This window comes from Pseudacidovorax sp. DMC4, from assembly GCF_056314265.1.
The window spans coordinates 1-17,933 of sequence record NZ_JBQUYR010000002.1 but is presented as its reverse complement, the minus strand read 5'-3'; the positions used below and the strand labels follow the sequence as shown (position 1 = coordinate 17,933).

The 17,933-nt window shown below is 69.6% G+C and carries 14 protein-coding genes; 1 reads left to right on the top strand and 13 read right to left on the bottom strand.

Annotated features, from left to right (window positions below):
• Positions 1-33 precede the first annotated feature (33 nt).
• Genes ACT54X_RS03735 through ACT54X_RS03725 form a run of 3 tightly spaced genes read right to left on the bottom strand, consistent with a single transcriptional unit; the run spans position 34 to position 2,968 of the window.
• Complete coding sequence (locus ACT54X_RS03735; protein ID WP_294373024.1) at positions 34-837, bottom strand: SDR family oxidoreductase; 804 nt, start codon at positions 835-837, stop codon at positions 34-36.
• Positions 838-867: 30 nt separating this feature from the next.
• Entirely contained in the window at positions 868-1,725 is an 858-nt protein-coding gene (locus tag ACT54X_RS03730) for a helix-turn-helix transcriptional regulator (protein ID WP_294373021.1), read from the bottom strand.
• Between the two features lie 40 nt (positions 1,726-1,765).
• Positions 1,766-2,968 carry an acyl-CoA dehydrogenase family protein gene (locus ACT54X_RS03725; RefSeq protein WP_476345124.1) on the bottom strand — a complete coding sequence of 401 codons (1,203 nt, stop codon included), beginning with the start codon at positions 2,966-2,968 and terminating at the stop codon, positions 1,766-1,768.
• Positions 2,969-3,259: 291 nt separating this feature from the next.
• Here ACT54X_RS03725 and ACT54X_RS03720 point away from each other — a divergent pair, with 291 nt between their 5' ends.
• Entirely contained in the window at positions 3,260-3,985 is a 726-nt protein-coding gene (locus ACT54X_RS03720; protein ID WP_294373016.1) for a GntR family transcriptional regulator, read from the top strand.
• An 18-nt stretch (positions 3,986-4,003) separates the two neighbouring features.
• Here the strand turns inward: ACT54X_RS03720 and ACT54X_RS03715 are convergent, their stop codons facing one another.
• From ACT54X_RS03715 to ACT54X_RS03670, 10 genes are all read right to left on the bottom strand, one after another.
• On the bottom strand, positions 4,004-5,071 hold the full coding sequence (locus ACT54X_RS03715; protein ID WP_476345121.1) for a branched-chain amino acid ABC transporter permease: 1,068 nt from the start codon (positions 5,069-5,071) through the stop codon (positions 4,004-4,006).
• Between the two features lie 13 nt (positions 5,072-5,084).
• Positions 5,085-6,146, bottom strand: a complete 1,062-nt coding sequence (locus tag ACT54X_RS03710; protein ID WP_476345119.1) for a branched-chain amino acid ABC transporter permease — start codon at positions 6,144-6,146, stop codon at positions 5,085-5,087.
• 13 nt (positions 6,147-6,159) lie between these two features.
• Complete coding sequence (locus ACT54X_RS03705; protein ID WP_476345647.1) at positions 6,160-6,903, bottom strand: ABC transporter ATP-binding protein; 744 nt, start codon at positions 6,901-6,903, stop codon at positions 6,160-6,162.
• A gap of 1 nt (position 6,904) precedes the next feature.
• A complete protein-coding gene (locus ACT54X_RS03700; protein ID WP_294373012.1) occupies positions 6,905-7,729 on the bottom strand; it encodes an ABC transporter ATP-binding protein in 825 nt (274 codons plus the stop codon).
• A gap of 4 nt (positions 7,730-7,733) precedes the next feature.
• Positions 7,734-8,927, bottom strand: coding sequence for a substrate-binding domain-containing protein (locus tag ACT54X_RS03695; protein WP_017761940.1), 1,194 nt, complete (start codon positions 8,925-8,927; stop codon positions 7,734-7,736).
• Positions 8,928-8,983: 56 nt separating this feature from the next.
• On the bottom strand, positions 8,984-10,546 hold the full coding sequence (locus ACT54X_RS03690; protein ID WP_294373009.1) for a long-chain-fatty-acid--CoA ligase: 1,563 nt from the start codon (positions 10,544-10,546) through the stop codon (positions 8,984-8,986).
• A 45-nt stretch (positions 10,547-10,591) separates the two neighbouring features.
• A complete protein-coding gene (locus ACT54X_RS03685; protein WP_476345116.1) occupies positions 10,592-12,709 on the bottom strand; it encodes a 3-hydroxyacyl-CoA dehydrogenase NAD-binding domain-containing protein in 2,118 nt (705 codons plus the stop codon).
• A gap of 130 nt (positions 12,710-12,839) precedes the next feature.
• On the bottom strand, positions 12,840-13,637 hold the full coding sequence (locus ACT54X_RS03680; protein ID WP_294373007.1) for an enoyl-CoA hydratase/isomerase family protein: 798 nt from the start codon (positions 13,635-13,637) through the stop codon (positions 12,840-12,842).
• Between the two features lie 50 nt (positions 13,638-13,687).
• Positions 13,688-15,682, bottom strand: a complete 1,995-nt coding sequence (locus ACT54X_RS03675) for an acetyl/propionyl/methylcrotonyl-CoA carboxylase subunit alpha (protein WP_294373006.1) — start codon at positions 15,680-15,682, stop codon at positions 13,688-13,690.
• Positions 15,683-15,710: 28 nt separating this feature from the next.
• On the bottom strand, positions 15,711-17,333 hold the full coding sequence (locus ACT54X_RS03670; protein ID WP_294373004.1) for an acyl-CoA carboxylase subunit beta: 1,623 nt from the start codon (positions 17,331-17,333) through the stop codon (positions 15,711-15,713).
• Between the last annotated feature and the right edge of the window lie 600 nt (positions 17,334-17,933).

Sequence of the window (17,933 nt, the reverse complement as noted above, 5' to 3'; positions counted from 1 at the left end):
ACCGCCGGGCACCGGGCCCAAGGCCGCCCAAGCTCAGAGCGCCGCCCCCGCCGCCTCGAGTGCCGGCTTGACGCTCTCCAGCGCCCCACCGCCATCGCAGGGAATCACGGCGCCCGAGATGTAGCCCGCATAGGGCGAGCCCAGGAACAAGGCCAGGTTGGCGATGTCGTCCAGCCCGCCGAAGCGTTGCAGCGGCACCTGCCGGCGCGCGAACTCGCGGTCCTCCGGCGTCGGCGCCATCAGCTTGCGGAAGCCTTCGGTGCCATCGATGGGCCCGGGCGAGATGCCGTTGAGCCGGATGCCCTCCCCGCCCCATTCGAGCGCCAGCGCCCGCGTGAGCTGGTCCACACCTGCCTTGGCGGCGCTCGCATGGGCCTGGTAGCGCATGGGCACGAAGGATTGCGGCGCGGTGATGTTGATGACCGAGGCACCCGGCCGGCGCAGATGCGCGTGCGCCTGCCGCAGCACATGGAAGGTGCCGAGCAGGTCGATGTCCACCACGACCTTGAAGCCGTTGGCCGACATGTCCTTGGCCGCGCACAGGAAGTTGCCGGCCGCGCCGGAGACCAGCACATCGATGGGACCGAAGGCCTCGGCCGACCGCGCGAAGGCCGCACCCACGGCATCGAAGTCGCGCACGTCGGCGCTGACACCCTGGACCTCGCCGCCGTGCTGGCGCAGCGCGACGACCGCCGCATCGACGTTCTCCGGCTTGCGGCTCGCCACGGTGAGGCGGGCGCCCTGGCGCGCGAAGGCATCGGCGATGCCCAGGTTGATGCCGCTGGTGCCGCCGAACACCACGACATGGCGGCCGGTGAAGTCGAGATCGATCTGCATGGAAGGAAGGCTGCAAGCGAAGAAGCGGCGTCAATGGAAGGCGAAACGCGGCAGGGCGGCGGCACCGCTGCCATAGAGCGCCAGCCGTCTACAGCCGGCAAAGATCGACTTGGGCGTGAGCCCGTAGATCTGCCGGATCGAGTGGCTGAAATGGGTCGAATCCGGATAGCCCACATCCAGCGCGATGGCGGCCAGGTTCGAGTTCCGGGTGACGAAATAGAGCAGGCTGCGTGCGCGCTCCCAGGTGCGAAAGCTGCGGAACGGCGCCTCCACCTCGGCGCGGAACAGATGCAGGAAGCGCGACACCGACAGATGGCAGCTGGCCGCGCAGTCCTCGGCCGGAAAATGGCGGTTGGGGTCGTCCTTGATGCGTGCAAGCACCTGGGCGATGCGGCGGTCCAGGGGCCGCGCAGGCAGGGCCGCACCGAAGAAGGCGCGGTCGAAGTCGGCGGTGCGGGCGTACTGCCGCGTACTGCCGAGCCTGAATCGCAGCAGTGCCTCACGCAGGGACTGCACGGCCTGGGGATCGTGAATGGCGCCGCGCCCTGCGCGCAGCGCACCGCACAGATCGGCCGCCCGCACCGTGTCGGCTTCGACGAGCACATTGCAGATCATCCGGTCGACCGAGACGATGCGGTGCGGCACGTAGGGCGGCACCACCGACAACGACGCCTCCTCCCAGCGACCGCCCTCCACGCAGATGCGATGCGGCCGCGCCAGCGACAGGTACAGCGAATACGCGCCGAAGGTACGCATCGAAGGCGCACCCAGCAGGCCCACATACAGCACGCGGTCGGTGTTGAGCCACATCAGCGGCTCGGACGGCTCGGCCGCCGTGGCTGCACCGAAGGCGCGGTCGCATGCGGGATCGATCGAACTGTCCTTCATGGTCTCCTCGGCGGTCTGTCGGCGAAAGCGTTTCGCATGCTCATCGGTACTTGGCCAGCTCGAGCTTGCCGATCTGGGCGCAATGCACCTCGTCGGGGCCATCGGCCAGGCGCAGCAGCCGCGCGGTGGCATAGGCGGACGCGATACCCAGGTCGTTGTTGGTACCGCCGCCACCATGGGCCTGGATCACCCAGTCGATCACCTGGCAGGCCATCTGCGGTGCCGCCACCTTGATCATGGCGATGTCCGCCTTGGCGCCCTTGTTGCCCAGCGTGTCCATGCGGTGCGCCGCATTGAGCGTGAGCAAGCGTGCCTGCTCGATCAGGATGCGGGCCTGGGCGATGCGCTCCAGCGTCACGCCCTGCTGCGCAATGGGCTTGCCGAAGGCCACGCGCGAGAGGCTGCGCCGGCACATGCGCTCCAGCATCCGCTCGGCCAGACCCACCAGCCGCATGCAGTGGTGGATGCGGCCCGGCCCCAACCGGCCCTGCGCGATCTCGAAGCCACGGCCCTCGCCCAGCAGCATGTTGGCCGCCGGCACCCGCACGTTCTCGAAGATGACCTCCGACGCACGGTCGGGCACGCCGTAGAAGCCGAACACCGCGATGGGCCGCACCACCTTCACGCCGGGCGTGTCCATGGGCACGAGGATCATGGACTGCTGCCGGTGGCGGTCGGCGTTGTCCGGATCGGACTTGCCCATGAAGATGCAGATGCGGCAGCGCGGATCGGTGGCGTTGGTCGTGTACCACTTGTGGCCGTTGATGACGTAGTGGTCGCCGTCGCGCACGATGCTCGACGCGATGTTCGTGGCATCGCTGGAGGCGACGGCCGGCTCCGTCATGGCGAAGCAGGAGCGGATCTCCCCCGCCAGCAGCGGCGTGAGCCAGCGCGCCTGCTGCTCGGGCGTGCCGTAACGGGCCAGCACCTCCATGTTGCCGGTGTCGGGTGCCGAGCAGTTGAACACCTCGGGCGCCAGGTGCGAGCGGCCCATGATCTCGCACAGCGGCGCGTAGTCGAAGTTGCTCAGGCCGGCACCATGCCCGGAGTCGGGCAGGAACAGGTTCCACAGCCCCGCCGCGCGCGCCTTCGGCTTGAGTTCCTCCAGGATCGGCGCGACCTTCCATGGGCCCAGCGCCTCGGCCTCCTTGTAGTAGCGGTCCTCGTTGGGATGGATGTGCTCATCCATGAAGGCGAGCAGGCGCTGCTGCAGATCCTGGACTTTGGGAGAGAACGCGAACACGAAAGGCCTTTCGAGAGATGGGGCTGCAGCGGGCAACGGTGGCCCGCATGGTGATTCGGCCAGATAGTAGGATGATTTCGTCAGACGATCTTAGGTACTTGCCCCGGCCGCCGTCGCGCGGGCGACGCGCATCGAAGTGCGCCGCCACGCCGATCAGCGCGGGTCCGCAGCGTAGGACGAGGGGGCCTTGCCGTCTTGCGTCCACCTGCTGGAGGCATCTCGCTGCGTGCCGGTGCGGAGCCCCGATCGGGCCTCATCGCCCGACAATGGCACAGGCCAACATCCGCATCCATGAACGACAACAAGCCCGCCGCCACACGCCGCCCCGCCGTGCGCAAGACACCCGCCGCCGTGTCGCCCGCCCATCCGCGCAGCACGCCCGACCGCGTGGCCGACGCCATCGGCAAGGGCATCCTCAATCGCCGCTTCGTGGTGGGCCAGCGTCTGGTCGAGACCGACCTGATGCGTGACCTGGGCGTGGGCCGCAGCACGGTGCGCGAGGCACTGCGCATCCTGGCCGCCAGCGGTGTGGTCGAACTCACACCGCACCGGGGCGCCGTCATCCGCTCGCTCACCCGCGAAGACGCGACCAGCCTGTTGGGCGTGCTGGAGGTGCTTTCGGGCCTGGCCGCGCGCCTGGCCGCCCAACGCATCCACCTGGGCGACAACGCCAGGCGCTTCGAGGCGGCCGCGCACAAGCTCGTGCGCGCCGAGACGCCCGAGGCGCTGGACCACGTGCTCGACGCACGCGCCCACTACTACAAGGTCATGTTCGACATCGCGGCCAGCCCGGAGCTCGACCGCGTGCTGCCGCAGGCCCGGGCCCATCTCTTCCGCGCCCAGTTCCACCACCTGCTCACGCCCGCCGATGTGCGCGCCATGGTGGCCGAATACCGCGGCATCACGGAGGCGATCCTGATGGGCGACGCCGACAAGGCAGAAAAGCGCATGCGGCGCCATCTGCAGAAGTCCGGCGAGCGCACCCTGCCTCGCATGCGCGGACTCGCCCTGGACTGAGCGCGGTCGGGCAGGCTCTCAGCGCCGGACCACAGCCGTGCGCAGCCGGCCCACGACGCCACTCGGGAAGAAGTACACCGACAGCACGAAGACCAGCCCGAACCAGAGCATCCAGCGGTCCGGGTGGAACAGCTTGGCCAGCAGCGGCGCGGCGGCCAGGGAGCCGCTCAGCCCCGCCATCAGGCTCTGCAGGTAGTTCTCGGCCACGATGTACAGCGCCACGCCGATGACCGCACCATAGATGGTGCCCAGCCCACCGATCACTGCCATCAGCAGGATGTTGAGCATCACGTTGAAGCCCACCGTGGTCTGCGGCCCCACGTAGCGCAGCCACAGTGCCATCAGGATGCCGGCACAGGTGGCCAGTGCCGCGGCCAGGCAGTTGACGGCGATGCGGTAGTGGAGCGTGCGATAGCCGATGGCCTCGGCGCGGAATTCGTTCTCGCGGATGGCTTCCAGCACCCGGCCGAAGCGCGAGTTGACAACGCGCAGCATCAGCAGGAAGAGCAGCAGCGACACGCCAAAGACCAGGTAGTAGGTCAGCAGGCGGCCGTTGATGGCCGTGCCCAGAACCTCGTCCTCGACCAGGCGGAAGGCCGGCGTCAGGGCCTGCGGCAAGCGGAAGGTGCGGCCATCGTCGCCGCCGGTGATCCCGCTCAGGCGCATCACCAGGGCCCCGAAGGCAGCCCCGAAGGCCAGCGTCATCATGGTGTAGAAGATGGCCTTCACCCGCAGCGAGATCAGCGCGATCAGGAAGGACAGCAGCACCGACAGCCCGATCGCCGCCAGCGCCCCGACGCCCATGGCCGTCCACGTGGGCCCCAGCGTGTGCATGGCAATGGCCACGCCATAGGCGCCGATGCCATAGAACATGGCATGCGCGAAGGACACCACGCCGCAGTAGCCGAGCAGCAGGTCGAAGGACGCCACCAGCACGATGAACACGCAGATGGTGGCCGCCACGTTCAACGGCCGGGCTCCGGAGAAAAGAAAGGGCGCCGTGGCCAGATAGAACAGCACCAGGAGCAGCAGCACGGTGAGCGCCCGGCTGCGCGGCAGGTCGCCGGAAAGGATTCGCATGAGCATGGCGGACGTCCTCCTACGGCTTGTGCACCGGGTACAGCCCCTGCGGCCGCCACAGCAGCACGGCCATCATCACCAGGATGTTGGAGACCAGCGCCAGGTCGGGGAGCAGGAAGCTCACGTAATTGGTGGTCAGCGCCACCAGCATGGCACCGGCGAAGCAGCCGGCCACCGAGCCCAGCCCACCGATGATGACGATGATGAGCATCTGCACCAGCACCTCGGCGCCGATGGCCACGGTGAACTGCTCGCGATAAAAGCCCCACATCACGCCGCCCAGGCCCGCCAGCGCCGAGCCGGCCACGAACACGCCCACGAACACCGTGCGCACGCGGTAGCCGAGGGCCTCGACCATGGAACGGTTCTCCACGCCCGCACGGATCAGCAGGCCGATGCGCGTGCGCCCGAGCACCAGCGTCAGCCCGATGAAGACGGCCAGCCCCACGCCCACGGCCACCAGCCGGTAGCGCTCGATGGTCACGTCGCCCAGCAGGATCGAGCCACGCAGCGCCTCGGGCAGTGGCAGCAGCATCTGGTTGGCGCCGAACACCACCAGCACCAGCTGCTCCATGACGATCATGGCGCCGATGGTGATGAGGATCTGCTTGAGATGGTCGCCATAGACCGGCTTCACGAAGAGCCGCTCGTACACCCAGCCCAGCAGCGCCGTCACGGCCATCGCCACCGCGACGACGGCCAGGATGGCCGACATGCCGGCCCATATCGACGCCGACTGCAGCAGGCCCTGCAAGGGCCCGACCATCAGCGTCGCGGTGTAGGCGCCGACGGCCACGAAGGCCGCATGGCCGAGGTTCATCACGTCCATGAGGCCGAAGACCAGCGTGAGGCCACTGGCCATGATGAACAGCATCATGCCCATGGCCAGGGCCGCCACTGTCAACGTGACCCAGGTGGGCACGCTGCCCGTGACCGGCAGTGCGACGGCGATGAAGGCCAGGATGACCAGGACGGGCACCAGGTCGCGTCGCCGGCCCGGCAGGGCCTCCAGCGCTGCAGGTGCGGCGGGCATGGCCGCGGCCTGCGGCGGCGCGGCCAGGGTGGAGTCGGTGGCGGACATTCGTCGGTCTCCCTCAATGGACGGCGCCGGCATGCAGGCCGAGCAGCCGGGCCTGCAGCGCCTCGTCGGCGTCCAGCGCGGCCATGGTGCCGGTGTGCACGATGCGCCCGTCGTCCATCACCGCGACATGGTCGCCCAGCGCGCGCACGAAATGGAAGTTCTGCTCCACCAGCAGGATGGTGGTGCCGCGGGCCTTCAGGGCCTCGAAGGCATCGGCCAGGTTGTCGACGATGGCCGGCGCCAGGCCCTTGGTGGGCTCGTCGATCAGCAGCAGCTTGCGCGGCTCGATGATGGCGCGGGCGATGGCCACCATCTGCTTCTGGCCGCCCGACAGCGTGCCGCCCGGCCGCAGCCAGAAGCGCTTGAGCGCCGGGAACAGGTCGAAGATCCACGCCAGCCGCGCCTCGTCGAAGCGCCCGCCGATGGCCGCCAGGCGCAGGTTCTCCTGCACCGTGAGCCCTGCGAACACGCCCATGTCCTCGGGAACGAAGGCGATGCCGCGGCGTGCGATGTCCGGCGTGCGGGCGGCGCTGATGTCTTCGCCATCGAAGCGCAGCGTGCCGCGGCTGGCGTGCCACAGGCCCATGATCGTGCGCAGCGTGGTGCTCTTGCCGGCGCCGTTGCGGCCCAGCAGCACCGTCAGGCCGGCGCGTGGTACCTGCAGGTCCACGCCCTGCAGGATGTGGTATTCGCCGATATGGGTGTGCACGCCGGTGAGCGACAGCAGCGCGTTGTCGCCCGTCTTTGGCTCCAGCATCTCATGCATGGGCCGCCTCCCTGCGCGCCGCGCGCTGGCGGCGCACGCCGAGGTAGGCCTCTTGCACGACGGCCGAGGCCATCACCTCGGCGGGCAAGCCGTCGGCCACCAGGCGGCCGTTGTGCAGCACGACGATGCGGTCGGCCAGCGAACGGATCACGTCCATCTTGTGCTCCACCAGGAGGATGGTGCGATCGCCGCGCGCCTTCAGGCGGGCGATCAGGTCGAGGATCACCGGCACCTCGTCCACGCTCATGCCGGCCGTGGGCTCGTCGAGCATGACGACCTGCGGCGCCAGCGCCATCAGGATGGCGACCTCCAGCTTGCGCTTGTCGCCGTGCGACAGCCGCGCCGCCTGCTCGTCCAGGCGCGCGGCCAGGCCGACCTGCTGCACATGCTCGCGCGCCTGCTCCACCAGATCGCCCCGGCTGCGCCACACGGCCAGCATGTTGAAGCCGGCGCGGTGGCGGCTCTGCACCGCCAGCCGCACGTTCTCCAGCACGCTCAGCCGCGGAAACAGGTGGGTGAGCTGGAAGGCGCGGCCGATGCCGCGGGCCGTGCGCCGCGCGGCGTCGAGCCGGGTCACGTCTTCGCCATGCAGCAGCACCCGGCCGGCCGTGGCCGGCAGCTGGCCGGACAGCAGGTTGAAGTAGGTCGTCTTGCCGGCCCCGTTGGGCCCGACGATGGCCGTCAGCGTTCCCGCATGGAAGGCCGCGCTCACGTCGTCCACGGCGGCATGGCCGCCGAAGCGGATACCCAGTCCCCGGCTCTCCAGGACCGGTGCACGCGCTTCAGGCGGGCGGACTTGCGCTGTCGCGTCGTGCATGCGCTCAGCGCTTGACGGTGATCGGCAGCGGCATCTCGGACGCCGGGATCTCGCGCACCAGCTCGAACAGGTCCCACTCGTTCGCCGGCGCCTTCTTCATTCGGAACTGGTACTGCGACTGCAGCGCCTGATGGTCTTCCTTGCGGAAGGTCATCTTGCCCTTGGGCGTGTCGAACTCCATGCCTTCCATGGCGGCGATGAGCTTGGGCGTGTCGACCGAGTTGGCCTTCTTCACCCCGGCCACGATGGCCGCCGCCGTGACGAAGCCGCCCGCGGTGAACAGGTCCGGCGGCGTCTGGTAACGCTTGCGGTGCTCGGCCACCAGCCAGTCGTTCATCGGGTTCTTGGGGAAGTCGTAGTAGTAGAAGGTGCCGCCGGTGATGTCCAGGCCGCGCCAGGGCTTGGCGTTCTCGAGGTTGGCCCCGCCGATGGAAAGGAACTCGATGCCGTAGCGGCCCGGGTTGAGCTCCGAGATCTTGCGGATGGGATTGGGTGCGCCCCAGATCACCACCAGGTACTTCTTGCCCTGCACGTCCTTCATGCGGTCGAAGATGCGTTGCATGGGCGCGGTGAAGTCGGTGGTGGACAGCGGGATGTACTCCTCGTGCACCACGGTCGCCTTCTTTTTGGTGGCGGCCAGCGCTTCCTTGGCCGCCTTCACGCCGTCCTTGCCGTAGACATAGTCGGGCGCCAGGAAGGCGACATTGTCGCCGTCCTTGAGCGCCGCGGCACTGGCCAGGGCGTCCTGGAACGAGTTGCGGCTGGCGCGGAAGAGGTACTTGTTCCAGGCCGAGCCCGTGAGCGAATCGGCAATGGCCGGCTCGACCATCAGCAGCTTGCCGTACTCCTCCGCCACCGGCGCCATCGAGAGCGCGCCGCCGGACCAGGAGGTGCCGATGGCGATGTCGGCCTTGTCGTCCGCCAGCGCCTCGGTGAGCATGGCCTTGGACAGCTCGGGCTTCATCTGGTCGTCCTTGACGATCAGCTCGATCTTGCGGCCGAGCAGCGTCATCGAGCCCTGGGTGAGGTATTCGAGGCCCAGGCGCAGCCCGCGCTCGGTGTCGCGGGCATAGGCCTCGGACGGCCCGGTCTTGCTGGCAATGAGCGCGATCTTGATCGGCTTGTCCTGTGCGAAGGCCTGTGGCGCGAGCCAGCAGGCCGCGGCCGCGGTGGCGGCCATGGCGAGTTTCTTCAGCATGCTTGTCTCCGTTGTGGATGGGAACAGGCGCCTCTTCGTGCGCCCGGGATGCGCGCCTAGCCCACGGCGCGCGTCTGGCCTTTCCAGTAGGGCTCGCGCAGCACGCGCTTGAGCACCTTGCCACTGGGGTTGCGTGGCAGCACCTCGACGATGTCGATGGTCTTCGGGCACTTGTAGTGCGCAAGGTTCTCGCGCATGAAGTCGATGATGGCGCGCGCGTCGGCAGTGGCACCGGGGCGCAGCACCACGCAGGCCTTGACCGATTCGCCCCAGGTCGGGTCGGGCACGCCGATGACGGCGCCGTCAGCCACGGCCGGATGACGCATCAGGACGTTCTCCACCTCGGCCGGATAGATGTTCTCGCCGCCCGAAACGATCATGTCCTTGATGCGGTCGTTGATGTAGAGATAGCCGTTCTTCATGTAGCCCGCGTCGCCCGACCGGAACCAGCCGCCATTGGCATTGCGGCCTTCCGGGTAGGCGGCGGCCGTGGCCTCGGGGTTGCGCCAGTACTCCTTGAGGTTGCGGTCGGACTCGATCCAGATCTCGCCCACCTGGCCGTCGGGCAGGTCCTTGAGGTCGATGGGATCGACGATGCGCAGGCGCCCGCCGCCAATGGGCCGACCCGCAGAACGCAGCAGTTCGGCATCGCCAGCACGGTGGTCCTCGGGAAAGAGGAAGGTGGCCGGCCCGGAGACCTCCGTCAGGCCATAGACCTGCAGGAAGTCGCAGCCGAACAGCTCGAAGGCCTGGTGCAGCACCGACTCGCTCACCGGCGAGCCCCCGTAGGCGACGATTTGCAGCCGGCTGAAGTCGAAGGACTTGGCCTCGGGCACCTGCAGCATGAACAGGATCATGGCCGGCACCACGAAGGTGTGGGTGATGCCGTGCTCGCCGATGGCACGCAGGTAGCCGCGCGGATCGAACTCCGGGTACGACGAAGTCTGGCCGCCCGTGTAGAGCGTCAGCAGCAGCATCGTCATGCCCGCCACATGGAAGACCGGCAACGGGTTGCCCAGCACATGCCGGTGGTCGAACTTCCATTCGCGCGACACCACCCGCGAGGTGGACAGCAGCCCCGCATGCGTCAGCACGATGCCTTTGGGCAGCCCCGTGGTGCCGGAGGAATAGAGCTGCAGCGCCGCGTCATGCGTGTCCGCGGCCACCGGCTCGAAGCGGTCGGACTGGCCGGCGCACCACTGGGCGAGCGAGGGCAAGGCCGTGCCCTCGGTGGTGCACACGCGGATGCGCACACCCGGCAGCTCGGCCTTTTCCAGCAGGGGCAGGAACTCGGTATCGGCCATCAGGAAGGGCGCTTCGCCGTTGTTGACGATGTACTCGACCTCCTTGGCCGCCAGACGCCAGTTGACCGGCATGCACACGGCCCCCAGCTTGCAGGCGGCCAGCGTCACCAGGATGCATTCGACATGCTGTTTGGTGAGCACCGCCACGCGCGAGCCGCGTGCCACGCCGGCACCGGCGAGGGCGTGGGCCAGCCGGTTGGTGAAGGCCTCGATGTCGCGGTAGCTGAGCCGCCGCTCGCCCTGCCGGTAGGCGGTGGCGTCCGGCCGCTCGGCGAGCTGGCGTCGCAGTCCGTCGATGAGGGTGAGGTCTTCCATGGCGTGTCTCCGATGTGGGTGATGCGTGAGGTGGGCAGGTGGCGCTCAGCCCGGTAGCCCGTCGGACAGGCGCCGCCCGCTGCGGACGACTTCCGACAGCAACGGCGCCACGCGCCAGTAGCCGAAGCGGTCGCCGCGGGTGCGGCCGTAGAAGGTCAGTCGGTCGGCCACGGTGGCCAGGCCGAGCGTGTCGGCCCACCACAGAGGCCCACCGAGGTGGTCGGGGAAGCCGTAACCCGCCGTCCAGACGATGTCGATGTCGCCTGGCCGGTAGGCGATGCCCTCCTCCAGGATCCGCACGCCTTCGTTGATCAGCGGGTACAGCAGCCGCTCCACGATCTCCTGCGCGCCGATGTCCGTGCGGCGCGCGATGCCGTGGGCTGCAGCCAAATCGGCCGCGATGCGTGCGACCTCGGGGTCGTCCACCGGCGTGCGGCCTTCGTAGCGGTAGTACCCCGCGCCGGTCTTCTGGCCGAAGCGGCCCAGCTCGTAGAGCCGGCGCACCATGGCGCGGTAGCTGTCGTCCGGCGGAAGCCCGCCGGCCTTGCCGTACTCGATGACGGTGCGGGCCCCCACGTCGATGCCGGCCATGTCGAGCATGCGGCACGGGCCCATCGCCATGCCGAGCGCTTCCACTGCGCCGTCGACCTGCGAAGGGCTTGCGCCTTCCATCAACAGAAACTCGGCCTCGCGCATGTAGACCTCGGCCATGCGATTGCCGATGAAGCCGTAGCACACGCCCGAGACCACCGCCACCTTGCGGATGCTGCGTGCGAGCTGCATCGCCGTCGCCAGCACGTCGGGCGCGGTCCGCGCGCCGCGCACCACCTCCAGCAGGCGCATCACGTTGGCGGGGCTGAAGAAGTGCAGGCCCACCACATCGGCCGGCCGGCCGGTGGCCTCGGCGAGCGCGTCCACGTCCAGCGTGGAGGTGTTGGTGGCGATGATGGCGCCGGGCCGGCACACGGCACCCAGCCGCGCGCAGACCTGCTGCTTGAGGGCCATGTCCTCGAACACGGCCTCGATGACCAGATCGCAGTCGGCGAGCGCGGTGTCGTCGAGCTTGCCGTGCAGCAGCGCCATGCGCTGTTCCACCTGCGCAGACGTCATGCGGCCCTTGGCGGCGCTGGCCTCGTAGTTGCGGCGGATGATGCCCAGGCCGCGCGCAAGCGCCTCGGCCGAGGCCTCGACCAGCGTGACGGGCAGGCCGACGTTGGCGAAGTTCATCGCGATGCCGCCGCCCATGGTGCCCGCGCCCAGGATGCCGACTCGCCGCACCGACCGCAGCGCGGTGTCGCGCGGCAGGCCCGGAATGCGCGCGGCCTGGCGCTCGGCGAAGAACAGGTGCCGCAGGGCCTCCGATTCGGGCGACACACGCAACTGCTCGAACAGCCGTGCCTCGGTGGCCTCGCCCTCGGCAAAGGGCTGCGTGGCCGCCGCCTGCACCGCCAGCACGATGCTGCGCGCGGAAGGATGGAAGGGCTTGCGCTGCGCGGCGGCCTGCAGCGCCTGCGCGAAGAAGTCGGCCGGCAGGCCTTCGTCCGGCACAGGCTGCGCGCTCAGGCGCCGCACCGCGTCGCCACGCGCCTGCAGCTCGATCAGATAGGCCAGCCCCACGGCCAGCGGATCGCCCGCACGCACGTCGTCGACGATGCCCGCGTCGCGTGCGGCCTCGGCATCCAGGCTGCGGCCGGTCGAGATCATGTCCAGCGCCAGCCGGACGCCCACCGCGCGCGGCAGGCGCTGCGTGCCCAGCGAGCCCGGCAGCAGGCCCAGCTTGACTTCCGGTAGCCCGAACTGCGTGCCGGGCACCGCGACGCGGGCGTGGCAGGCCAGGGCCAGCTCCAGCCCACCCCCCAGCACGGTGCCGTGCAGCGCGGCCACCACCGGGCGATCCTGCGCCTCGATGCGGGCCAGGGTGCGGTTGTAGGGAGCGGCCGAGAAGGCCGGATCGTCGAAGCTGCCGATGTCCCCGCCCGCCACGAAGGTGCGGCCCGTGCAGTGCACCAGCAGGCCGGCAAAACTGCGGTCGGCCTCGAAGGCCAGCACGGCCTCGGCCAGGCCCTCCACCACCTCCTTCGACAGTGCGTTGACGGGCGGATTGGCAATGGTCAGCACCGCCATGTCGCCATGGCGTGCAAGGGAAACGACGGGCTCGGTCATGGGTGTCTCCAAGGGCCTTCGCGCAGGTTGCCGACAGCGAGGAAAGGCTAGCAAAGGGCTTCTTCGGCCTCTTGCGTCTACACGCTGTCCGGGTCGGTATCGACCCGGGGCCGCGGCAGGGACCGCAGGCTCAACGGCCGGTCCACACCGGCCTTCGCTTTTCGTTGAAGGCGGCCAGGCCTTCCCGCGCGTCCTCGGTCATTGCGAGCAGCGCAATCTGGCTCTCGGTGTAGGCGATGCCTTCGTCGAAGGACATGGCGGCCATGGCCCGCATGGCGTACTTGCCGCGGCGCAGCGCCGTGGGCGACTTGTCGGCCACGCGGTCGACCAGCCACTGGGTCTTCGCGTCCAGTTCGGCCGCGGGCACCACATGGTTGAGCAGGCCGGCCGCGTGGGCCTCCGCCGCACCGAAGGGCTCGCCGCTCAGGCACCACTCGCGCAGCACGCGCCGCGGCACCAGGTCCTGCAGCAGGCTCAGCACCTGCATGGGAAACAGGCCGATCTTGACCTCGGGCAGGCCGAACTGCACCTGCTCCGCGGCGATGGCCATGTCGGTCATGCACAGCAGCCCGATGCCGCCGGCCATGCAGGTGCCGTTGATGCGCGCGATGCTCGGCAGCGTGGCGTTCTGCACCTCGCGCAGCAGGTCGGCATAGTCGATGTTGGGCCGCGAGAGGTCGAAGGCGAAGCCGGCGCCCGGTTGCAGGTCGCCACCCGCACAGAAGGCCTTGTCGCCGGCCCCGGTGAGCACGATCACGCGCACCTCGGGGTCCGCATGGGCGCGCCGCCAGCCCTCGCGGATGCCCGCGACGACCTCCTTGTTGATGGCGTTGCGCTTGTCGGGCCGGTTGAGGATGACCCACAGGGCATGGCCCCGCTTCTCGCACAGCACGGCGGGCGCCGCGGCGGGCGCTGCGTTCTCTGTCATGGACGTCTCGCTGTAAGGAATGAAAGGGCGGCACGCGGCCGCCAGCCCGCTCAGGCGGGCACGGCCTCGGCCACCGCCTCGATCTCGGCGACGACGCGGCTCGCCGCCACCTGGTCGCCGGTCTTCACATGCAGGGCGACCAGCCGACCCGCCACAGGTGCGGCATGCACGTGCTCCATCTTCATGGCCTCCAGCGTGAGCACCGGCTGGCCGGGCTGCACCATGTCGCCGATGGCGGCCAGCACCGCCACGACACGGCCGTTCATGGACGCGCGCACCTTGCCGTCGCCGCCCGCCTCGCCCTGGCGCGCCGCCGCGGCGCGGGTGCGGTCCTCGATGCGGATCGGCAGGCCGGCGTAGTGCAGCAGCAGCGTCGCGCCATCGCGATGGAAGGCGACGCTCTCCTGCAGGCCATCGCAGGTGAAGCGGGCGCGGTGCTGCGCCAGCCCGTCGAGCGCGATGCCGTAGGTGGCCTCGCCGATGCCGACCGAGAAGTGGCGCCCCTCCGTCAGCACCACGCTGGCGGCCACGGTCTCACCCGCCATCTGCAGGCGCATGCCGATGGGCAGGCTGGGCGCCAGCCGACGCTGGCCGGGCGCCTGGGGTGCCGCGGTGGTCTCGTACAGCAGCACGGCGGCGATGGCCGCAGCCCGCGCGCGCAGGGCCGCATCGGGCGCCAGCAGCGCGGCCTGGTGCTCGGCGATGAAGGCGGTGGTCGCACCACCGGCCGCAAAGACGTCATGGCCCAGGCAGCGGTGCAGGAAGGCCTGGTTGGTGGTGACGCCCAGCGCCACCGCATCCTCCAGGCCGGCCATCAGCAGACGTCGTGCGTCCTCGCGGCTGTCGCCGTGGGCGATGAGCTTGGCGATCATCGAGTCGTAGTACGGCGGGATCTCGGCGCCGGACTGCAGCGCATGCTCCACACGCAACTGCGGCGGCATCTGCCACAGGGCCATGGTGCCGCTCTGGGGCATGAAGCCCTGATCGGCGTCCTCGGCGCACAGGCGCACCTCGATGGCATGGCCGCTGAACCGCACATCCTCCTGCGCGATGCCCAGGGGCTCGCCCGCGGCCACGCGCAACTGCAGGGCCACCAGGTCCAGGCCGGTGATGGCCTCGGTGACGGGATGCTCCACTTGCAGCCGCGTGTTCATCTCCATGAAGTAGTAGCGGCCCTCGGCGTCCAGCAGGAACTCGAGCGTGCCCGCGCCTTCGTAGCGGATGGCCTTGACGGCTGCCACAGCCGTGGCGCCCATGCGCGCACGCAGGTCGGCGTCGACCGCGGGCGATGGCGCCTCCTCGATCAGCTTCTGATGCCGGCGCTGCACCGAGCAGTCGCGCTCGCCCAGGTGGATGGCGTGGCCGTGGCGGTCGGCGAAGACCTGGATCTCGATGTGCCGCGGCCGCACGATGGCGCGCTCCAGGATCACCTCGGGGTCGCCGAAGGCGCTCTGCGCCTCGGAGCGGGCGCTGCGCAGCAGTTCCGGAAACTCGGCCGCGCTGTTCACCAGCCGCATGCCCCGGCCGCCGCCGCCCGCCGTGGCCTTGATCATGACCGGGAAGCCGATGCGCCCGGCCTCGTCGGCCAGGCGCGCCTCGCTCTGGTCCTCGCCCTGGTAGCCGGGAATGCACGGAACGCCCGCGGCCTGCATCAGCACCTTGGCGCCGGCCTTGTTGCCCATGGCGCGGATCGCCTCGGCCGAGGGGCCGATGAAGACCAGCCCGGCGTCATGGCAGGCCTGGGCGAAGTCCTCGTTCTCGGCCAGGAAGCCGTAGCCCGGGTGCACCGCATCGGCCCCGCTGCGCCGCGCCGCCTCGATGAGCGCGGGAATGCGCAGGTAGCTCTGCGCGGGCAGCGGATCGCCGATGCACACGGCCTGGTCGGCTTCGCGCACATGGCGCGCGCCGGCGTCGGCGGTGGAATGGACGGCCACCGTGCGGTAGCCCAGCGCCCGGGCGGTGCGGATGATGCGCAGCGCGATCTCCCCGCGGTTGGCAATGAGGATCTTGCGGAAGGGCGTGCGCGACGAGGTTTCGGCGGTCATGGCGTGGGTTCTGGAGCCTGGGGGTGGATCAAGGTCTTGCAACCGAGAACTGCATGGCCTGCGGCTGCCGCTGTTCGGCATCGCGGCAGATGGCCAGCACATTGGCCAGCACGGCGCGGGTGTCGCGCGGGTCGATCACGCCGTCGTCCAGCAGGTGCGCGCTGGTGGTGAACACGCTCATCTGGCTGTCGAAGCGCTCGACGATGCGGCGCTCCAGCTCGGCCAGCTTGGCGTGGTCCACCTCGCCGCCCTTGCGCTTCATGGCGGCCTCGGTCACGTTGACCATGGTCTGCGCGGCCTGCTCGCCGCCCATCACCGCCGTCTTGGCATTGGGCCAGCTGAAGCAGAAGCGCGGGTGGAAACCGCGGCCGCACATGCCGTAGTTGCCGGCCCCGAAGGAGGCACCGCAGTAGATCGTGATCTGCGGCACCGTCGCATTGGTCACGGCCTGGATCATCTTGGAGCCGTGCTTGATGATGCCGGCCTCCTCGTAGGCGCGCCCCACCATGAAGCCGGTCGTGTTGTTGAGGTAGAGGATGGGCGTGCGCGACTGGCAGCAGGCCTGGATGAAGTGCGTGGCCTTGGCCGCGCCGGCCGGGTCGATGGGCCCGTTGTTGGTGACGATGCCCAGCGGCATGCCTTCGATCTTGATGTGGCCGACGACGGTGGCGCCGCCGTAGTTCTGGCCGAATTCGAGGAAGTCGGAGTCGTCGGCGATGCGCGCGATGACCTGCTTCATGTCCACGGGCCGCTTGTGGTCCATGGGCATGATGCCCAGCAGTTCCTCCGCGTCATGGCGTGGCGGCTTGAAGGGGCGCAGGGGCTCGACCGGCATGCTGCGCTGCCAGTCGATGTTGGCCAGGATCTCGCGGGCCAGGCGGATGGCGTCGCGGTCGTCCTCGGCCAGGTAGTCGCCGAGGCCCGAGATGCTGGTGTGCATGAGCGCGCCGCCCAGTTCCTCCTCGGTCGCGATCTCGCCGGTGGCCGCCTTGAGCAGCGGCGGCCCGGCCAGGAAAGCCCGGGAGCGGCCTCGCACCATGATGATGTAGTCGGACAGGCCCGTCTGGTAGGCCCCGCCCGCGGTGGACGAGCCATGCGTGACGGTGACCACCGGCAGGCCGGCCGCGGAGATGCGCGCGATGTTGCGGAACAGGCTGCCGCCGGTGACGAATTCCTCGACCTTGTAGGTCATGAGGTTGGCGCCGGCCGACTCCACGAGCTGCACGTAGGGCAGCTTGTTCTCCAGCGCCAGCTCCTGCATGCGCAATTGTTTGGGGATGCCCATGGGCTGCAGGGCGCCGGCGTCGATGCCGGAGTCGGAGGCATTGACCATGACGCGCACGCCGCTGACCCAGCCGATGCCGCCGATGACGCCGCCGCCGGGGACGCTGCGGTCAAGATCGGGGTGGTCGAGGCCCAGGCCGGCCAGGGCGCCGATCTCGAGGAAGGGCGTGCCGGGGTCGAGCAGCAGGGCCAGGCGCTCGCGCGGGAGCAGTTGGCCGCGCTTCTCGAAGCGCTCGCGGGATTTGGCGGAGGTGGCGATGCTGCGTTGCTGGTAGGTGCGCACGCGCTCGATGAGGGCGAGCATGCCGGCGCGGTTGGCTTCGAAGGCATCGCTGCCGGGGGAGATGGTCGACTCGATGATGGCCATGAGGTGCTTCTGATGCGGGCGTCTGCGGTGCTGCGAACGCCTGCCGTGTGGGATGGGGGTCAGCTTAGGCAGTGAGGCTTGCCGGGTCTTGCGCGAAGTGGCTGTGTGCGGAGGGCGGCGTCGTGCCGGATCACCACATTTGGAGGCCCAGGTGCGCAGGCGTGATTCATGGCACGAGCGTCGTGCTCGATGGTCCGAGTTGCACGTCGCTTGGGGCGGCTGCGGCCCTTGTGCACGATGGTCCGGGGCGCGCGCGCCGGGGCCGGGGCCTGGGGGCCGCGGGCTCATACTTTTTCAGAGATCGCCCGCGGCCCCCAGGCCCCGGCCCCGACGCGCGGGAGACGGCGTGTCGGCACTGGCGAGATCAGTGCAGTGGCGAACGGAACGACTGCGGTGCACTGCCCCACCCCTGCCTTCCGCCAGCGGGAGAAGGAGTCAAGGCCGGCCGTTTACCCGCAACGCAGGCCCTGGTGCCGGTGAGGGCGTGGCGGCGCGCCTGTGGGGCGCCGAGGAGCGCAGGGCAGACGGGCTGCGGGCCTGCCGAAGGACAGGCCCGCTTCGTGAACTGACTCGCGGCAGTTGTTTGAGCGCAGCGCGAAG